Raw genomic sequence first — 14,739 nt, 5'->3', positions numbered from 1 at the left:
GGCGGCGAGGTCAAGGGCATCAAGGATCCCTTCATCCGCGAGTACGTCGAGAGCCGCGAGGGCGCACGCATCATCCTGGGCAGCGACCTGGCCCGCGCGGTCAACGCCGAGCCCGGCGACGAAGTGCGTATCATCTGTCCGCTCTGCGGGATCGGCCCGCTGGGGCCGACGGCGAGCGTGAAGACCTTCGTGGTCGCCGGCATCTTTGAAGTCGGCAACATCGAGTACGACGGCCAGCTCGGTTTTGTGGACGTCACCGAAGCCGCTCCCTTTTTCGAGCCCGAGCGCCAGGGGAGTCCGTTCTCAGGGATTCAAATTGCCGTCGAAGACATCGAGCAGGCCGACACCATCGCCGCGCAGGTGCAGATGGTGATGGGTGACGCGCCCGGGTGGGTCACCCACTGGAAGCGCCTGCTGGGCCCGCTCTTCGATGCCCTCCAGCTTGAAAAGCTGGCGCTCTTCTTCGTACTTCTGATCATCGTCATCGTTGCGGCCTTCAATATCGCGGGCATGGAGATCCTCTTCGTGCGCGAGAAGACCCACGACATCGCGATTCTAAAAGCCATGGGCGCCCCCAATGCAGAGATTACCCGCGTGTTCCTCGCCAAGGGCGCCTTCGTCGGGTTCATGGGGACGCTCCTGGGTCTGTGCCTGGGACTTGGATTCTGCTGGGCGCAGGAGACTTTCCACCTCATTGAAGTCGACGCCAACGTCTACCAGATGCGCTACATGCCCGTCCTCGTCCTTCCCTGGGACGTGGTCAAGGTCCTGCTGGCGCCGACGCTGATCACCACACTGGCCGCCTATCTGCCGGCGCGCCGCGCGGGCAAGCTGCCGCCGGCTGAAGCACTGAGGAGCGACTGATGGACCTGCGCGTCGAACAAGTCAGCAAGTCCTTCTCGCTCGGTGAGCGCCACCTCGAGGTGCTCCGAGAGATCAACCTCGTCGTACCCGCCGGCCAGCGCCTTGGTGTGGTCGGCGTCTCCGGTGTCGGAAAGAGCACGCTCCTCCACATACTGGGAACCCTCGAAAAACCAACGACGGGGCGGATCTTCTATGGAGATCGCGAAGTGAGCGCCGAGGGCGACGAAACGCTTGCCGAGTTCCGCAACCGCACGCTCGGCTTTGCCTTCCAGTTCCATCACCTGCTTGCCGAGTTCACCGCGCTTGAGAACACGATGCTCCCGGCGCTGATTGCCGGAAAGCCCAGGAAGGAAGCCGGCGACATGGCCGCCGAGCTGCTCACCCGCATGGGCCTTGGCGAGCGCCTGCATCACCGTCCAAAGGAGCTCTCGGGCGGGGAGCAGCAGCGCGTCGCGCTCTCGCGCGCGCTCGTGCTGCGCCCGCCGGTGCTCCTTGCCGACGAGCCCACCGGCAACCTCGATACCCGCACCGCCGACGAGATTCATGAAGAGCTCGTCCGTCTCAACGAAGAACTCGGCGTGACGATGATCGTCGTCACGCACTCGTCCCAGCTTGCCGCACGCATGCACCGCGCGGTCACCCTCTATGAGGGCATGATTCAGGAGGTCGACCAGGGTGCAGCGGGAAGGTAGCAGCCCCTGGCGCGGCCTGTTGGGAGCGTGGGCAGCCGCGCTCCTGTATTGTCTGGCTCTCCCGCTCGTGGGGGCCGGAGCTGCGCACGCGCAAAGTTCCAACCGAATCACCGGCATCGAGGTCCGCGGCAACCAGCGCACCGAGGCCGAACAGGTCCTGCTCGTCATCACGAGCACCAAAGGCCAGCCCATCGACCGGGAGACCATTGCCAAGGACGTGAAGAAGCTCTTCGGGCTGGGGCTCTATGAAGACATCCGCGTCGAGGCCGAGCAGAGCGAGGATGGTTACCGCCTGATCTTCATCATCAAGGAGCGGCCCGCTGTTGCCAGCGTCGAAGTCGAAGGCGAGGACGAGATCAAGGAAAAGGAGATTCTCGAAGCGATCGACATCTCCGAAAACTCCGTCTTTACCGAGCAAAAACTCGAGGATGCCCGGCGCCGGGTGCTCAAGCTCTACGAAGAAGAGGGCTACTTCATCGCCGATGTGGAGGTGAAGCGTGAGTTCGACAGCTCCCGCAACCAGGTGAGTCTGCGCTTTGTCATCTCTGAAAATGCCGAGGTTCAGGTGCGCCGCGTCGAGTTCGTCGGCAACGAGGTCTACAGCGACGAAGAGCTGCGCAACGTGACGGGTATCCTCACCAAGGAACGCAACTGGCTGTCCTGGATCGGCAGTGACGGCAAGTATCGCGAAGAGCTCTTCAAACAGGACATGCTGGTCTGGACCTTTTTCTACCACGACCACGGCTATCTCGAAGTGGAGTTCGGCGACCCGATCATCGAGCTCTCTCGCGACCGTAAGGAACTCTTCATCACCGTTCCCGTGACCGAGGGGCCCCAGTTCACAATCGGAGAGGTCAATGTGCGCGGCGATCTGCTCTGGCCGGCCGAGGAGATTCTCGAACCGGTGGAGACAAAGCCCGGAACCATTTTCTCGCGCTCGAAGATCATCGCCGACGCCGACAAGATCGCGAACCGCTATGCCGATGAGTCCTATGCCTTTGCCAACGTCACACCGATCCCGCGCACCTACGAGAAGGACGGCCAGCATCTGGTCGACCTCGATGTTGTCATCGACAAGGGCAACAAGTTCAAGGTGGGTCGCATCATCATCGTCGGGAACGTGAAGACCCGCGACAATGTGATCCGCCGCGAGATGCGTCTGGCAGAGGGCGAGGACTACAACCGCACCAAGCTCGAGAAGAGCAAGCAGCGCATCACGCGCCTGGGCTTCTTTGAGGCGGTCAACTATTCGCCCGAGCGCATTCCCGGCTCGTACGACCATGTGAACATCAAAATCGAGGTCACCGAGCGCCCGACCGGTTCGATCAATGTGGGCGCGGGCTTCTCCTCGCTCGATCAATTCTTCGCCCAGGCGCAGATCTCGCAGGCCAACCTATTCGGGCGCGGCCACCGGATGGAGTTGCAGGCCCAGGTGGGCGGGCGCCTCCAGAGTTTCAGTTTCAGCTTCACCAACCCGCGCGTGATGGATTCCTACTGGGCCCTGGGCTTTTCTGTCTTCGCCCTGCGGCGCCAGGACGTCAACTTCGATCGTGAGCAGCACGGCGGCAGCGTCAGTATCGGCTACGAGCTCTCCGAGCTGTGGGAGCCCCTTGAAGACGTGAGCGCGGGCCTGGCGCTGGGCGTCACACGCATCCGCATCCGCGACCAGTCCTTCGCCGCCCTGAGCACGCCGCCGGGCACGATCAATCCCGACACGCTGACGACGTCGCTGACGCTCTCGATCAGCCACGACACCCGCAACGATCGCATCGAGCCCACGCGCGGCATGTATCACGCTGCCTCGGTGGAATTTGCCGAGAACCTGTTTGATCTCTCGCGCGATACGAACGACTTTCTGCGCTACTCACTCAAGGGCAACTACTACTACGAGCTGCCGCTCAACTTCGTGCTGGTGGGCAAGTGGAACTACGGCCTGCTCGACCGGAGGGAGCGCAGCGACCCCCTCGTGCAGGAGCGTTTCTTCGGCGGCGGCCCCAACAACCTGCGCGGCTTCAACGCACGCAGCGTGGGGCCCTACCAGAACAACAGCGGCCAGCTCTTCCTGCTGGGCGGCGACAAGGAATTCTACTCGGCCGTGGAGCTGCTGATCTCCACGCCGTGGACCGACAAGGTCAATCTGCGACCGGTGGTGTTCTTCGATGCCGGCGATGTCTACGGCGACAACGAACACCTCTTCTCAAGCATCCTGCTCGACGCGGGCGTGGGCCTGCGCTGGCGCAGCCCCCTCGGACCGATCCGGTTTGAGTTCGGCTGGCCGCTGAACAACAATTACGAGCACACAGGCCGTACCAGTGTGAATGGACCGGTCTTCCAGTTCCTGATTGGACAGTTGAACTAGCAGAACCATGAAAGCCTCTCGCACAAACACGCCGGCCACCCTTGCGGGGCTCGTGTGTTTGGCGCTGGGGCTTATCTGTATTCCTGCCGCGGCGCGCGCCCAGAACTCCGGCTGGCCCGGCGCGCGCGTAGCCCTCGTCGACTTCCAGAAGGCCATCGATCTTTCGATGCGCGGGAAAATCGCCCGCAAGGAACTTCAGCAGACGGTCTCTGCAAAGCAGCAGCGCATCGAGCAGCTCGAAGCAGAGCTTCGCAAGCTTGAGAGCGACTACCGCGAGAAATCCGCCCAGCTCGCCGGCACCGGAGAGTGGGACGACTACCAGGCGCGCTTTGCCTACCGGGTCAAAGAACTTCGCCGCGAGGGCGAGGACATCCAGGAAGCGGTGGCGCTTGCCGAGCGCAAGCTCACCGAAGAATTGCTGGGCGAGCTGACCGTTCTCGTGCAACGATACGCAAAGAAGCAGGGCTACAACCTGGTGCTGGAGAAGAACGTCACCAAGACCCTGCACATGGCAGAGGCCGCCGACCTCACCGACAAGATCATCGAACTCTACGATTCGGGCGCACTGCTCGAAACAAAGGAACCCAAACCATGATGGACATTGCCGACATTCTTGACCGCCTGCCGCACCGCTACCCCTTTCTGCTCGTTGATCGCGTGATCGAGGCGGAAGAGGGCAAACGGCTCGTCGCCATCAAGAACGTCACCATCAACGAGCCCTTCTTCCCCGGCCACTTCCCCGATCGCCCGATCATGCCCGGCGTACTGCAGATCGAAGCCCTCGCACAGGCGGCCTGCCTGCTGTGTTCGATCGACGAGTACGACACGCTCAAAGAGCGCGGCGTCGTGCTGGCAGCGGTTGACAAGGTGAAGTTCAAACGACCGGTTGTTCCCGGAGACCAGGCCCGCCTTGAGGTGGACATGACCGCCCGGCGCGGTCCGCTCCACAAGTTCAAGGCCCGGCTGGTGGTGGACGGAAACCTGTGCACCGAGGCCGAGTTCACCGCCGCCTGGGGCCCGGGCAAGGACGACTGAGGAGACTCGCCATGCAGCCAGGTCCTGGAAATCCCGATCCGCTCGCAGCCCGCATCTCCGTGGGCGGCCCGCGCGGCGGCGGAATGGGCAGGGCGCTGGCAACCCTGATCCTGCTGGCCGCACTTGGCGGGGCCGGCTACTACGGCTGGCAGTGGTGGGGTGAGTACAACGGCATGAGCTTCCAGCTCCGGCTGGAGAGCGCCAGGGGCCTGAAGGCCGGCAGCCCGGTGCAGATCTCGGGCGTGGAGGCCGGTCACCTGACCAACGTGCGCTTCGGCGAGAGCGGCGCTGATCCCGACCGCCTGCTTCCAATCCTCAGCATCCGCGTGCGCCGCAGCTTTATCAGCGCGCTTCGCACCAATCTGCGTGCTGAAGTCTCCGCGCCGCTCATCATGGGCGAGCCCGTGCTCGTCATCGATCCCGGCACGAGCGACGCACCTCCCATCGAACCCGGCGCGCTCATCGATCTGGCGCCGGCGCAAACATCCAGCGTCTTCGATCGTGCGGCCAAAGGGCTTCGCAGCTTCTTCGAATCTGAAGAGTCGGAGAGCGTCGAGGGCCGCGAGGAGCTGAAGGCGCAGCTCGATACCATGCTCAAGGAAGTCCGCTCGCTGGAAGCGCGCGTCGAGCGCCTCGAAGAAGCCGCCCGCGCCGAGCAGCGCGCCGCCCCGGCCATGCCCTAGCGGCGCCGGTATCTGAGAAATATCTCATCGCCCACGCGGCGGGTCCTCACCAACGAAAAACGCGGCAACGCCTCGGCGGGGAAGGGCGCTCCATCGGCCAGGGTAGGGAAGTCTCCGCCCGAAACCACCGGGCAGAGGGTGAGCAGCAGCTCATCGACGAGGTCGGCCTCCAGCAGGGGGTGAAGAAGCCCGCCACCGGCCTCGCACTGGATGCGGGCGACGCCGCGGCTCTCAAACAGCGCAAAGAGTTCCTTCAGATCCACGCTCTCATCACCCAGCACCAGAATCTCGGCACCGACATTTTTGAGCGGCGCGCGACGCAGCGGCTCAATCCGCCCGGTGGTGACGATCAGGCGCTCAGCATCGGAGCGCAGCGCAAGACTCTCTACCGGAAATTCAGCCGCGTGCGTGACAATGCAGCGCGCCGGCTGGGCGGGCTTTCCAAGCCGAAGGCGCCGCCCGGCAAGATGCGCCGGCACGCCCAGGTCGGGGTTTTCCTCGCGCAGGATGCCGCCGCCGACCAGCACGAGATCGGCGCGGGCGCGCCCCGAGAGCAGCAGGCGCTGGTCGACGCGGGAGGGGAAATTCACTCCGCCGGTTGTGCGCAAACGTCCGTCGAGCGTCGTTGCCACGATGGCCGATACGAACGGTCGCGATTTGCTGCGTGAACTCAAGACAATAGTTCCTCCTGAACCTTCAGAACTGTGCGAAACATCCTGTAACTACTGCAATAATTAGGATCCCAAGTGGCAGTTCAAAACGCTGGACAAAACGCGGTTTGTTTGACACTATTTGGCCCACTGACACACCAGTCATTTCGCGTGAGGGCACCGGTTTCGCTTCCGCTACCGCGGCAGGCGAGGCCCGATACCACAGCAAGGAGCACGCAATCATGGCATCCCTTCTCGGCGGCAAGAAACCCTGGGAGTCCCCGGCATTTCCCCCGTACCATCTCATGGACCCGGCCCATCTGGCCAAGTCCCATGACGAGCACCGGCGCCTGGAGAACCTCTACCACAAGACGCAGAACCTCGCCTGGGACGGGAAGAAAGTGCTGGCCGAGCTGCTCGAAAAGCACGGCGGGGTAAACCTGCCCGAAGACAAGAAGCGCGCCATTGCCGAGGTCTTTGCCATCATCCTCTGGGGCGAGCTGGCGGCCTGGCAGGTCTCGGCTGCGCTGGCCGAGCACGTGCCCGAGGTGGAGGCGCGCCTTGCCGCGACGGGGCAGGTCTTCGACGAGGCCCGTCACTTCTACACCATGCGCGACTACCTGCTTGAGCTGGGCATCGAGACGCCCAAGATCAACTGGTTCACCAAGCTCGCGCTGGATTTCCTCATCAACACCGACAACCTCGTCTACAAGCTCGTGGGCATGCAGCTTCTTGTCGAGAACATCGCCGTCCACCTGTTCAAGAGCGTGGCCGAGAGCGAGGTAGAGCCGGTCATCACCGAGCTGATGCCTTACTTCGAAAAAGACGAAGCCCGCCACGTGGGCCTTGGCGTCATGTATCTGCCCTACATGCTCAAGGAGCTCGGCCCCATCGACCAGGCCAAGCTCATGGGCGTGCAGGCCTACATCTACGCACTCGTCGTTCTGGGAGGGTTCTCTCTCCAGCCCGAGTTCCGCAGCCTTGGCATCAACATGAACAAGTGGCTGCGCCGGATGGGTCACGATCAGGCCGACATCACCTTCCGCATGGGCCGCTACAAGCAACGCAAGGGCGTGCTGATCGCGCCCAAGTGGCTCCACAAGGTCGACGCCATGCTCATCGATCTCTTCGTCCCCGAGGATCTGGAGGCCGCGCCCGCTCCCATTCGCATCTTCAACAACGCGCTCTCGGGACTTCTCTCGGGCGTGCACAAGGCGGCCAGCCGCCTGAGCTGAACTTCGCTGCAACCGCGTCCCGATCGCCGGGGCAGTGCTTCCTCCAACCGGAGAAGGGCTGCCCCGGTTCTTTTTATTGCGTAAAAGATGACGCAGCCCATTGACACGGTGAGTCAAAATTGATAGTTCCTACGTGAAGAGGCGCGAAACCACGCCCTCGCAGGCGTAAAGAAGGGACTCCCACCATGGCCACGAAGAAAGCCACCAAGAAAACTCCGAAGAAGGCAGCCAAGAAGGCTCCCAAAAAGAAGGCCGCGAAAAAGGCTGTAAAGAAGGCGCCCAAGAAGGCCCCGAAGAAAGCGGCCAAGAAGGCCCCGAAAAAGGCCGTGAAGAAGGCCGCTGCCCCCAAGCCGGCACCGAAGAAGGCGGCTCCCAAGAACCGCCTCGAAGAGGCCGTTGAGACCCTTGAAAAGCGCTACCAGGAACAGCGTGACCGCCTTGAGAAGAGCGCGCTGGAGATCGAGCGTGAGCTCGAAAAGCGCGTCGATTCCATGCGCAAGCAGGTCGAGGACTTTGGCGAGCGCATCCGCGGCCAACTGACCAACCTGCGCGGTCGCATCGAGAAGATCGCCGGCCGCAAGTAAGCAGCCCCGGACATTTATCGGCCCTCGGGTGCCCGGACAATCGGGCCCCGGGGGCTTTTCTTTGGGGGCCCGGTGCGCCAAAAATCGCCCACCTGCACAGGCCGGGAGGGTTCGGCCGGAGCGGGCGGAAGAGGCTCCCACCATGACCACAGCCCTGGCACTGATTCACTCGCTCTCGCTGACCATCTGGGTCGGGGGAATGACCGTTTTCAGCTTCATCCTCACGCCCATCTTCTTCAAGACCTTTGACAAGCAGCAGGCCGGCGACATCGTCGGCTCGGTCTTCCCGGCCTACTTCACGCTCGGCCATGTCTGCAGCGTGCTGGCACTGGGCAGTTACCTGTGGCTGCGCACCCAGGTTGAGACACCGTGGGGAGACAAGGCCCGCATCGCGCTGCTCGTCGTGATGCTCGCCGGCGCCGGGATCAATGGCCTCGTAATCGGCCCCAAGTCCCACGAGATCAAATCGCAAGTCCGCGCGGCGGCCACAGAAGAGGCGCGCGCCCCGCTGCAAAAGGAATTCGGCAAGCTCCACGGCATGTCGATGGCGGTCAACCTGCTGCTCATCCTGAGCGGCCTGGCCCTGGTGGTCATGGGAATACTCTTCCCGCTTCGAGGATAGATCAGGCATGAGTTTCTCCGCGCCAAGTGAAGGACTGCAGCTCCGGGTCTCCCTGACCCAGGCCTGCGCCTTTCGCTGCCCTTACTGCCAGCCCGGCGGGCCGGTGGCGGCGCACCCGCGCTCGGAGATGCTCAGCGTGGCGGAGATCCAGCGGGTCGTGCGGCACCTGGCAAACCCGGACATGTTCGGCGGTGTGCGCGGCGTGCGCTTTACCGGGGGCGAGCCCCTCCAGCGCGCCGAGTGCGAGGACGCCGTCGCGGCGGTTGCCGAGATCGAGGGCATCGAGGACATCGCACTCACCACCAACGCCGAGCACCTGGGCGCCCGCGCGCAGCTCCTGCGCAATGCAGGACTCACCCGCATCAACATCCACCTGGACTCCCTGAAGGAAGAGCGCTTTGCCGAACTCTCGGGCGGCAAGGATCTCTACACCGTTCTCGAAGCCATCGCCGCGACCAAGGAAGCGGGGCTCAACCCGCTCAAGGTCAACTGCGTGGTGATGAAGGGAATCAACGACGACGAGATCATCGAGTTCTGCGAATTCGCAAAGCGCTGGGAACTTACCGTGCGCTTCATCGAGCTGATGAACACCGGTTCTGCGCAGGCCTTCTTCGAAAAGCACTTCGTTGCCGCCGGAGAAATCCGCGAGCGCGTGGCCGCGCGCTACGAGATTGCCCCCACCGAAGAGCCCCGCGGCGCCATGCCCGCCGAGGAATTCCGGCTGGTGGGAACCGGCGCAGGCGTGGGCTTCATCGCATCGGAGAGCGAGCCCTTCTGCGGGGCCTGCAACCGCCTTCGCCTGAGCGCCGACGGACGCATCAGCCGCTGCCTGTACGAAGCCGGCGGCATCCCGCTGCGCGAGCTGCTGCGCGACGAAAACGTCAACGACGAACAGCTCCGCGACGTCCTGCTTGGCGCCATCGCCGGCAAACGATCCCACCATCCGAGCTTCGGAAAGCCCGGTGAGAAACCCTTCGCCATGGCCGAAATCGGCGGCTGAAGACTTCGTCTTTTCATTTCTTGAATCCGAATTCCTGTCATCCTGAGGCCGCAGGCCGAAGGATCTCAACGTCGACTCGGCGGCGATGGCCGTGCGGGTTCGCTCTCGGCACAAGCCGGTTGGGATTCTTCGCTTCGCTTTCGCTCCGGTCGGGATGACGGGGTCCGATTTTGAACCGCCAAGGCGCCAAGTCCGCCAAGGAAGACGCACCTGTCCCTTCCACCTTGGCGTCGTTGGCGCCTTGGCGGTTTTCCCGTCTTTCTTGTCTTTCTTTATTCGTCTTTTCTCTCCTCTCTCGCGATCTCATTTCCGTGATTTTTTTTCTGGCTGAAGGCCGCTGCGTTTACGGCGGGCCGGTGCTCCGACACTCGTAGGTTTGTGCGGTGGAGCGAGGATCCGAATCGTGCACCTGCACGTGCACGTGCTCGTGCACGACTTCTTCGGCGGGTGGTGTTTTCGGGCTGGCGTCGGTTGCCTCGCTGCTCGCTCTGCCGACCCTTCTGGCGGCGTCTCTTGTTCTCGCAATCAACGTTCTGGCCGCGCGAAGGCGCACTTCCCAGGTGTCGGCTTCAAGCGCGGCGGCGAGCAGCTCGGCCAGCGCGAAGATGCGCAGCACCTCAATCTCGTCGACTTCGCGTGCCGAGGCGCGCGCGAGGATCTTTGCCAGCGGCGTGACGAGGCCTTCATCGGGCGGCGCCTCGCGGAGCAGGCGGTTCACATCGACCAGCGCCATGTTCACCCGTGCGCGGGTTTCGTTGGTGGCAGGCAGGTTTGAGTCGGGCACGACGCGCAGCGCCTCGTCGAGCACGCGCGCGGCGCGAATGCGGATCACGCGATCGGTGGCCTCCCGGCGCGCGCGATGGGCCGCGCACACGGCCAGGATGCGGCAAACCGCGGCGGCGGGCTCGTCAAAAAGCGGGCCGCGCGTCGCGCTCCACTTGTCGAGAAAAATTTCGCTGAGCAACCGCTCACGCGGCTCTTTTGCCATGGGGAAGCCCTCCCTCGGGAAGAGTCTCCCACGGCGGTGTGACAGCGGGGGTCACAGTTGCAGAATGCGACAGCAGACAGGCTGCAGCGGGATCAGCCCCGTCTAAACTACGCCCCGTAGGTCTGCAGCAGATACTTCTTGATATCAGCGGACTCGAACATCTCGATCCCGGTGTTGGGATCGATCAGGTAGGGAACCATCATCTTGCCCGAGTGCGCGACGAAGTCCTGGCGGTTCTTCGTGCCGGGCTTGATGCCGCGCTTTTCCTGCTGGTCGGCGGGCAGGAACTCGCTCGCGTTTCCCTTGCCCACGTTGCGCAGCTCGTAGGCGATTTCCAGCTCGCAGAGCGTCTCGCGGACGATGCGGCAGAAGGGGCTCGCCTCAAACGAATAGAGGATGAGCGGCTTCTCGGGCGCGCGCGAGGGGCGGACCTTCGCACCCGAGCCGGGGCGCACGGCGCTGGCCAGGAACGAGCCCACGTTGGCGAGCGGCGCCACGCCCAGCAGCGCCGGCGGACGGGCGCCGGGCTTGCCGTAGGTCTCGAAGAGATAATCGACGATGTCCCCGGACTCGTACAGCGCGCGGCCGGTGTTGGGATCCTTGAGGTAGGGGAACTGCGCCTTGCCGCCCTCGCTCTTTACCTGCGGACGGTAGCGCGTCCCGCCCTTGGGGCAGGGATAGATCATGGCCGGCAGGTCGAGCAGCGTGAGCGCTTCGCGTGCCTTGCGACAGAACGGGCAGGCCTCGAAGTCGTAGAGTTCGAGCAGTTTCTCGGGCGTCCTGGCGTGGCCGACCACGCGGGTTCCAACGCCCAGGCGCGCGGTGCTTCCGGCAAATGCGGTCAAGACATCAGTGGTATGCGACATGGTGGTGTTCCCCTTGTGTGAGCGCGCTCAGCGGAGCGCGTGCGTGAGTGTTCCGGTAATGACGGGTTTGATTGAGAAGGTGGGTGCAATGCCCCAGGCAAGCGGCGAGCGGAAGAACGGCGAGGAGTTGTACATGTTGGGCACCTCGCCGCCGGCATCGCCCTTGTCGACGATTTCCTTCTCCATAATCATCGAAGAATACTGCGCAAAGGTGCTCTCGACTGTGTTGCCGTTCATCACAACCTCGGCGCCGTAGGTCTCAGAGTATTCGCGCAGGCTTGCGAGCTTCGAGGCCCGCGGGATGTAGCTGTCGGGGCAGATGCCGTTTTCGGAGACGCCGAAGACGCCGCGCCCGGCGGCATGGAAAAAGATCGAGTGATTGCCCAGCGTGTGACCGGGCGTCCAGACAATGGCGACGCCCTTGCCCAGCCAGGCAGAGCCCTCGAGCGCGATAATCTTCTCATCGGGCACGCCATCGAGCGCCCCCTCGATCCACCAGGGCCGCTGGAGCGGATGCAGGTTCTCGAGGGTCTCGATCTCGCGGCGGTTCACGATGAGTTTTGCATTGGGGTAGAGCGGCGGGCGCCCGTTTTCACCCACCAGCGCGCGGCGCAGGTCCTGCACATGCAGGTGATCGAAGGTGATGTAGTCGACCTTGGCCGGGTCGATGCCCAGCTCATCGAGTTTCTTTCCCGGCGGGTCCGACTGTTCGAGCATGAACTTGCGTGCCGATTCGATGGGCATGGCTTTCTTGAGCACGTTGGCGAAAAACGGTGCCTTTGCCGAAAGATCGTGCTCGGTCGGGTTGGCCAGCAGGGTGCGGGTCTTGCCCTCGAAGTCCTCGAACTCGATGACGTTCATACGGTTGCGCATCATCAGGAACTTCGCCTTGTTGGGGGCGGCCTGCCAGAAGCCGAAAGCGACCGGGTAGGGGAAGGGCGCCAGGTTAACCGTGTGGATCGCCCGCGCGGGGCCGTCTTTCTTGAAGCGGCTGTGAAACGCCCGGCCGCGCTCGCGCATCTCCTCGACGCGCTGTCCCGGGTGGAGGTTCATCCATCCCTCGTCGAGTTCGGCGATTGCTTTGAAGTTTCCGGGCATCTGGGTATCGGGCATGAACTGCATCTCCGCCTTGGGCATTTTCTTGGGCAAATGCCCAAGAACCGGCGCCCAACTTAGATGCACCGGGCCCCGGCGGACAAGCCCGGCGGGGGCCGAAACCCCTGAAAAATGCACTGAGGCGCCTTCATTGGCCCTGCAAGCCCCGGTTGTATCAGGGCGTCCCGGTCCGCTATGCTTGGCGGTCAGATGTAGAGGGCGCACCCGGCGCATCCCGCCCTGTAAATACAGATCGCGGCGAGCAGTGCCGCTTCGGCCGCCAGAGCCGCGCAGCCGACTTACGAAAGCAGATCAGACAGTTACGACATGAAATTCTCCGAATTGGGGCTCTCCCCGCAACTTCTCAAAGAAATCGAAAAACTCGGGTTTGAAGAACCCACTCCCATTCAGGAGCAGTCGATTCCACCCTCTCTCAAGGGCAAGGACATCCTTGGCTGCGCCCAGACGGGCACGGGCAAGACTGCTGCCTTCGGGATTCCCATCATCGAAGCCCTGATTGCCGGCAAGCGCAAGGGCAAGGGTCCCTTCGGCCTGGTTCTCGCGCCCACGCGCGAGCTCGCTGACCAGATCCGCGTCGCACTGGGCGCGCTCATCCCTGACGATGTCGGCACGGTCTGCGTCGTCGTGGGCGGCGCCAACATGGTCAAGCAGGTCCAGCAGCTCGAAAAGGGCCCGGCGATTCTCGTCGCCACGCCCGGACGCCTGCTCGATCACCTGGAGCGCAAGAACCTGACGCTCGAGGACGTGGGTTTCTTCGTGCTCGACGAAGCCGATCGCATGCTCGACATGGGTTTCATTCCGCAGGTTGAAAAAGTTCTCAACTACCTGCCGCGACAGCGCCAGTCCCTGCTGTTCTCGGCCACGCTGCCGCCCACGCTCGGCGCGCTCGAGCTGCGCATGCTCAAGCAGCCGGTCAAGGTCAGCGTCGCTCTCTCCGGAGAGACCGCCGAGGGCGTCGACCAGTACTGCTACCCGGTGGACAAGCGCTCGAAGATCGAGCTGCTCAACTACCTGCTCGATGAGGTCGAGGGCCCGACCATCGTCTTCGTGAAGACCAAGGTCGCCGCCGACCAGATCTACCAGAGCCTGGTAAACCGCGGAAAAGACACGGTGGAGGTCATTCACGGCGACCGCTCGCAGAGTGATCGCAACAAGGCGCTCGACCACTTCAAGGAGAGCAAGTGCCGCATCCTGGTCGCCACGGATGTGGCCTCGCGCGGCCTGGACGTGGACGGCATCTCCCACGTCATCAATTTCGATATTCCCGGTGACGCCGACAGCTACGTCCACCGCATCGGCCGCACCGCGCGCGCCGGCGCTGTTGGACGCTCCAGCACCTTCATCACCTTCGGCGAGACCCGCGACCTCAAGGTCATCGAAGCGGCCATCAAGAAAAAGATCCCCGAGGGCAAGGTGCCCGAGGGCGTGCTCACCCACACCGCGCTCGCACCGGCCATCAACCCGGCTGCCGCCAAGGGCGGACGCCGCGGCGGGCCGCGCCGTTACGTATAAAGTACAAGCACGCGCATGGGTGAGCAGGACTGGGCTTCGAGGCTGATTCCCGCGCCCGTGCGGCGCTTTATCAAGTCGACCGAGGCCTACCACTCCACCGCCGCATTTCTCGCCGGCTTCGGCTACGACTCGGCCACCCTGCGGCGCATCGACCAGCTCTTCGACAATCTGCTGCTTGCGCTCTACCTGCTGGCGCTCGGGGTGCTGCTCGTTCTCGAGCGCCGCGTTGCCCACGGCGCCCGTCCCGGCGGATTCATCGACCGCCACCGGCACCTGGTGCAGATGGGCGTCCAGTTCCTATTTGGCGGCCTCTTCAGCGCCTACGTGATTTTCTATTTCAAGAGCGCGGCGCTCGGAAAATCCTTCCTCTTCCTGCTGCTCGTCGCCGCCCTCATGCTGATCAACGAATACTACGGGCGCCGGCTCCGGCAGGAGCGCGTACAACTGGCGCTCTATTTCTTCTGCGTGTTCTCTTTCCTGCTCTACTTCATCCCCGTGCTCACCGGCTGGTTCGGCACGCGGGTCTTTTTTAT

General features: G+C 63.4%; 16 protein-coding genes. 12 read left to right on the top strand and 4 right to left on the bottom strand.

Going from position 1 to position 14,739, the window contains the following annotated elements; all coding sequences use genetic code 11:
• The 6 genes from KDH09_14920 to KDH09_14895 all read left to right on the top strand — a co-directional run.
• Positions 1-864: ABC transporter permease (locus tag KDH09_14920; GenBank protein ID MCB0220987.1), on the top strand; the 864-nt coding region annotated here is incomplete at its 5' end.
• Positions 864-1,556, top strand: a complete 693-nt coding sequence (locus KDH09_14915) for an ABC transporter ATP-binding protein (GenBank protein ID MCB0220986.1) — start codon at positions 864-866, stop codon at positions 1,554-1,556. The genes KDH09_14920 and KDH09_14915, both read left to right, overlap by 1 nt.
• Complete coding sequence (gene bamA / locus KDH09_14910; protein ID MCB0220985.1) at positions 1,540-3,915, top strand: outer membrane protein assembly factor BamA; 2,376 nt, start codon at positions 1,540-1,542, stop codon at positions 3,913-3,915. Before KDH09_14915 ends, bamA begins: the two co-directional genes overlap by 17 nt.
• Before the next feature lie 7 nt (positions 3,916-3,922).
• Positions 3,923-4,510 carry an OmpH family outer membrane protein gene (locus KDH09_14905; protein MCB0220984.1) on the top strand — a complete coding sequence of 196 codons (588 nt, stop codon included), beginning with the start codon at positions 3,923-3,925 and terminating at the stop codon, positions 4,508-4,510.
• Entirely contained in the window at positions 4,510-4,950 is a 441-nt protein-coding gene (fabZ, locus tag KDH09_14900; protein MCB0220983.1) for a 3-hydroxyacyl-ACP dehydratase FabZ, read from the top strand. The genes KDH09_14905 and fabZ overlap by 1 nt, the downstream gene beginning before the upstream one ends.
• Before the next feature lie 11 nt (positions 4,951-4,961).
• Positions 4,962-5,633 carry an MCE family protein gene (locus KDH09_14895; GenBank protein ID MCB0220982.1) on the top strand — a complete coding sequence of 224 codons (672 nt, stop codon included), beginning with the start codon at positions 4,962-4,964 and terminating at the stop codon, positions 5,631-5,633.
• On the opposite strand, the gene KDH09_14890 is transcribed toward KDH09_14895, so the two are convergent.
• Positions 5,630-6,307, bottom strand: a complete 678-nt coding sequence (locus KDH09_14890; GenBank protein MCB0220981.1) for a dihydrofolate reductase family protein — start codon at positions 6,305-6,307, stop codon at positions 5,630-5,632. The genes KDH09_14895 and KDH09_14890 overlap by 4 nt on opposite strands.
• A gap of 218 nt (positions 6,308-6,525) precedes the next feature.
• Between KDH09_14890 and KDH09_14885 the strand changes: the two genes are divergently transcribed.
• The 4 genes from KDH09_14885 (at position 6,526) to moaA (ending at position 9,724) form a co-directional block, all read left to right on the top strand.
• Positions 6,526-7,518, top strand: a complete 993-nt coding sequence (locus KDH09_14885) for a ferritin-like domain-containing protein (protein ID MCB0220980.1) — start codon at positions 6,526-6,528, stop codon at positions 7,516-7,518.
• A 185-nt stretch (positions 7,519-7,703) separates the two neighbouring features.
• Complete coding sequence (locus KDH09_14880; protein ID MCB0220979.1) at positions 7,704-8,102, top strand: hypothetical protein; 399 nt, start codon at positions 7,704-7,706, stop codon at positions 8,100-8,102.
• 142 nt (positions 8,103-8,244) lie between these two features.
• Complete coding sequence (locus tag KDH09_14875) at positions 8,245-8,724, top strand: DUF4149 domain-containing protein (GenBank protein MCB0220978.1); 480 nt, start codon at positions 8,245-8,247, stop codon at positions 8,722-8,724.
• Between the two features lie 7 nt (positions 8,725-8,731).
• On the top strand, positions 8,732-9,724 hold the full coding sequence (moaA, locus tag KDH09_14870) for a GTP 3',8-cyclase MoaA (GenBank protein ID MCB0220977.1): 993 nt from the start codon (positions 8,732-8,734) through the stop codon (positions 9,722-9,724).
• A 343-nt stretch (positions 9,725-10,067) separates the two neighbouring features.
• Here the strand turns inward: moaA and KDH09_14865 are convergent, their stop codons facing one another.
• The 3 genes from KDH09_14865 to KDH09_14855 all read right to left on the bottom strand — a co-directional run bounded on the left by KDH09_14865 (position 10,068) and on the right by KDH09_14855 (position 12,715).
• A complete protein-coding gene (locus KDH09_14865) occupies positions 10,068-10,712 on the bottom strand; it encodes a hypothetical protein (protein ID MCB0220976.1) in 645 nt (214 codons plus the stop codon).
• A gap of 107 nt (positions 10,713-10,819) precedes the next feature.
• The gene (locus tag KDH09_14860) at positions 10,820-11,578 is read right to left on the bottom strand and encodes a glutathione S-transferase N-terminal domain-containing protein (GenBank protein MCB0220975.1); all 759 of its coding nucleotides are present in this window, start codon (positions 11,576-11,578) and stop codon (positions 10,820-10,822) included.
• Between the two features lie 27 nt (positions 11,579-11,605).
• Entirely contained in the window at positions 11,606-12,715 is a 1,110-nt protein-coding gene (locus KDH09_14855; GenBank protein MCB0220974.1) for a hypothetical protein, read from the bottom strand.
• Positions 12,716-13,000: 285 nt separating this feature from the next.
• On the opposite strand from KDH09_14855, the gene KDH09_14850 reads away from it, so the two are divergent.
• Together KDH09_14850 and KDH09_14845 are read left to right on the top strand one after the other, a co-directional pair.
• Positions 13,001-14,206 carry a DEAD/DEAH box helicase gene (locus KDH09_14850; GenBank protein ID MCB0220973.1) on the top strand — a complete coding sequence of 402 codons (1,206 nt, stop codon included), beginning with the start codon at positions 13,001-13,003 and terminating at the stop codon, positions 14,204-14,206.
• A gap of 15 nt (positions 14,207-14,221) precedes the next feature.
• Positions 14,222-14,739 (top strand): hypothetical protein (locus KDH09_14845; GenBank protein MCB0220972.1); only part of this gene is annotated, 518 nt, incomplete at its 3' end.

This window comes from Chrysiogenia bacterium (assembly GCA_020434085.1).
Lineage (GTDB): Bacteria > JAGRBM01 > JAGRBM01 > JAGRBM01 > JAGRBM01 > JAGRBM01.
The sequence above is the reverse complement of the archived record's forward strand: the minus strand, read 5'-3'. Positions and strand labels throughout refer to the sequence as shown.

What these genes read in the sequence shown, in the direction of transcription:
- KDH09_14915 (MCB0220986.1), top strand. Translation starts at nt 864, where the DNA reads ATGGACCTGCGCGTCGAACAAGTCAGCAAGTCCTTCTCGCTCGGTGAG.
- KDH09_14905 (MCB0220984.1), top strand. Translation starts at nt 3,923, where the DNA reads ATGAAAGCCTCTCGCACAAACACGCCGGCCACCCTTGCGGGGCTCGTG.
- fabZ (MCB0220983.1), top strand. Translation starts at nt 4,510, where the DNA reads ATGGACATTGCCGACATTCTTGACCGCCTGCCGCACCGCTACCCCTTT.
- KDH09_14895 (MCB0220982.1), top strand. Translation starts at nt 4,962, where the DNA reads ATGCAGCCAGGTCCTGGAAATCCCGATCCGCTCGCAGCCCGCATCTCC.
- KDH09_14885 (MCB0220980.1), top strand. Translation starts at nt 6,526, where the DNA reads ATGGCATCCCTTCTCGGCGGCAAGAAACCCTGGGAGTCCCCGGCATTT.
- KDH09_14880 (MCB0220979.1), top strand. Translation starts at nt 7,704, where the DNA reads ATGGCCACGAAGAAAGCCACCAAGAAAACTCCGAAGAAGGCAGCCAAG.
- KDH09_14875 (MCB0220978.1), top strand. Translation starts at nt 8,245, where the DNA reads ATGACCACAGCCCTGGCACTGATTCACTCGCTCTCGCTGACCATCTGG.
- moaA (MCB0220977.1), top strand. Translation starts at nt 8,732, where the DNA reads ATGAGTTTCTCCGCGCCAAGTGAAGGACTGCAGCTCCGGGTCTCCCTG.
- KDH09_14865 (MCB0220976.1), bottom strand. Translation starts at nt 10,712, where the DNA reads ATGGCAAAAGAGCCGCGTGAGCGGTTGCTCAGCGAAATTTTTCTCGAC.
- KDH09_14860 (MCB0220975.1), bottom strand. Translation starts at nt 11,578, where the DNA reads ATGTCGCATACCACTGATGTCTTGACCGCATTTGCCGGAAGCACCGCG.
- KDH09_14855 (MCB0220974.1), bottom strand. Translation starts at nt 12,715, where the DNA reads ATGCCCAAGGCGGAGATGCAGTTCATGCCCGATACCCAGATGCCCGGA.
- KDH09_14850 (MCB0220973.1), top strand. Translation starts at nt 13,001, where the DNA reads ATGAAATTCTCCGAATTGGGGCTCTCCCCGCAACTTCTCAAAGAAATC.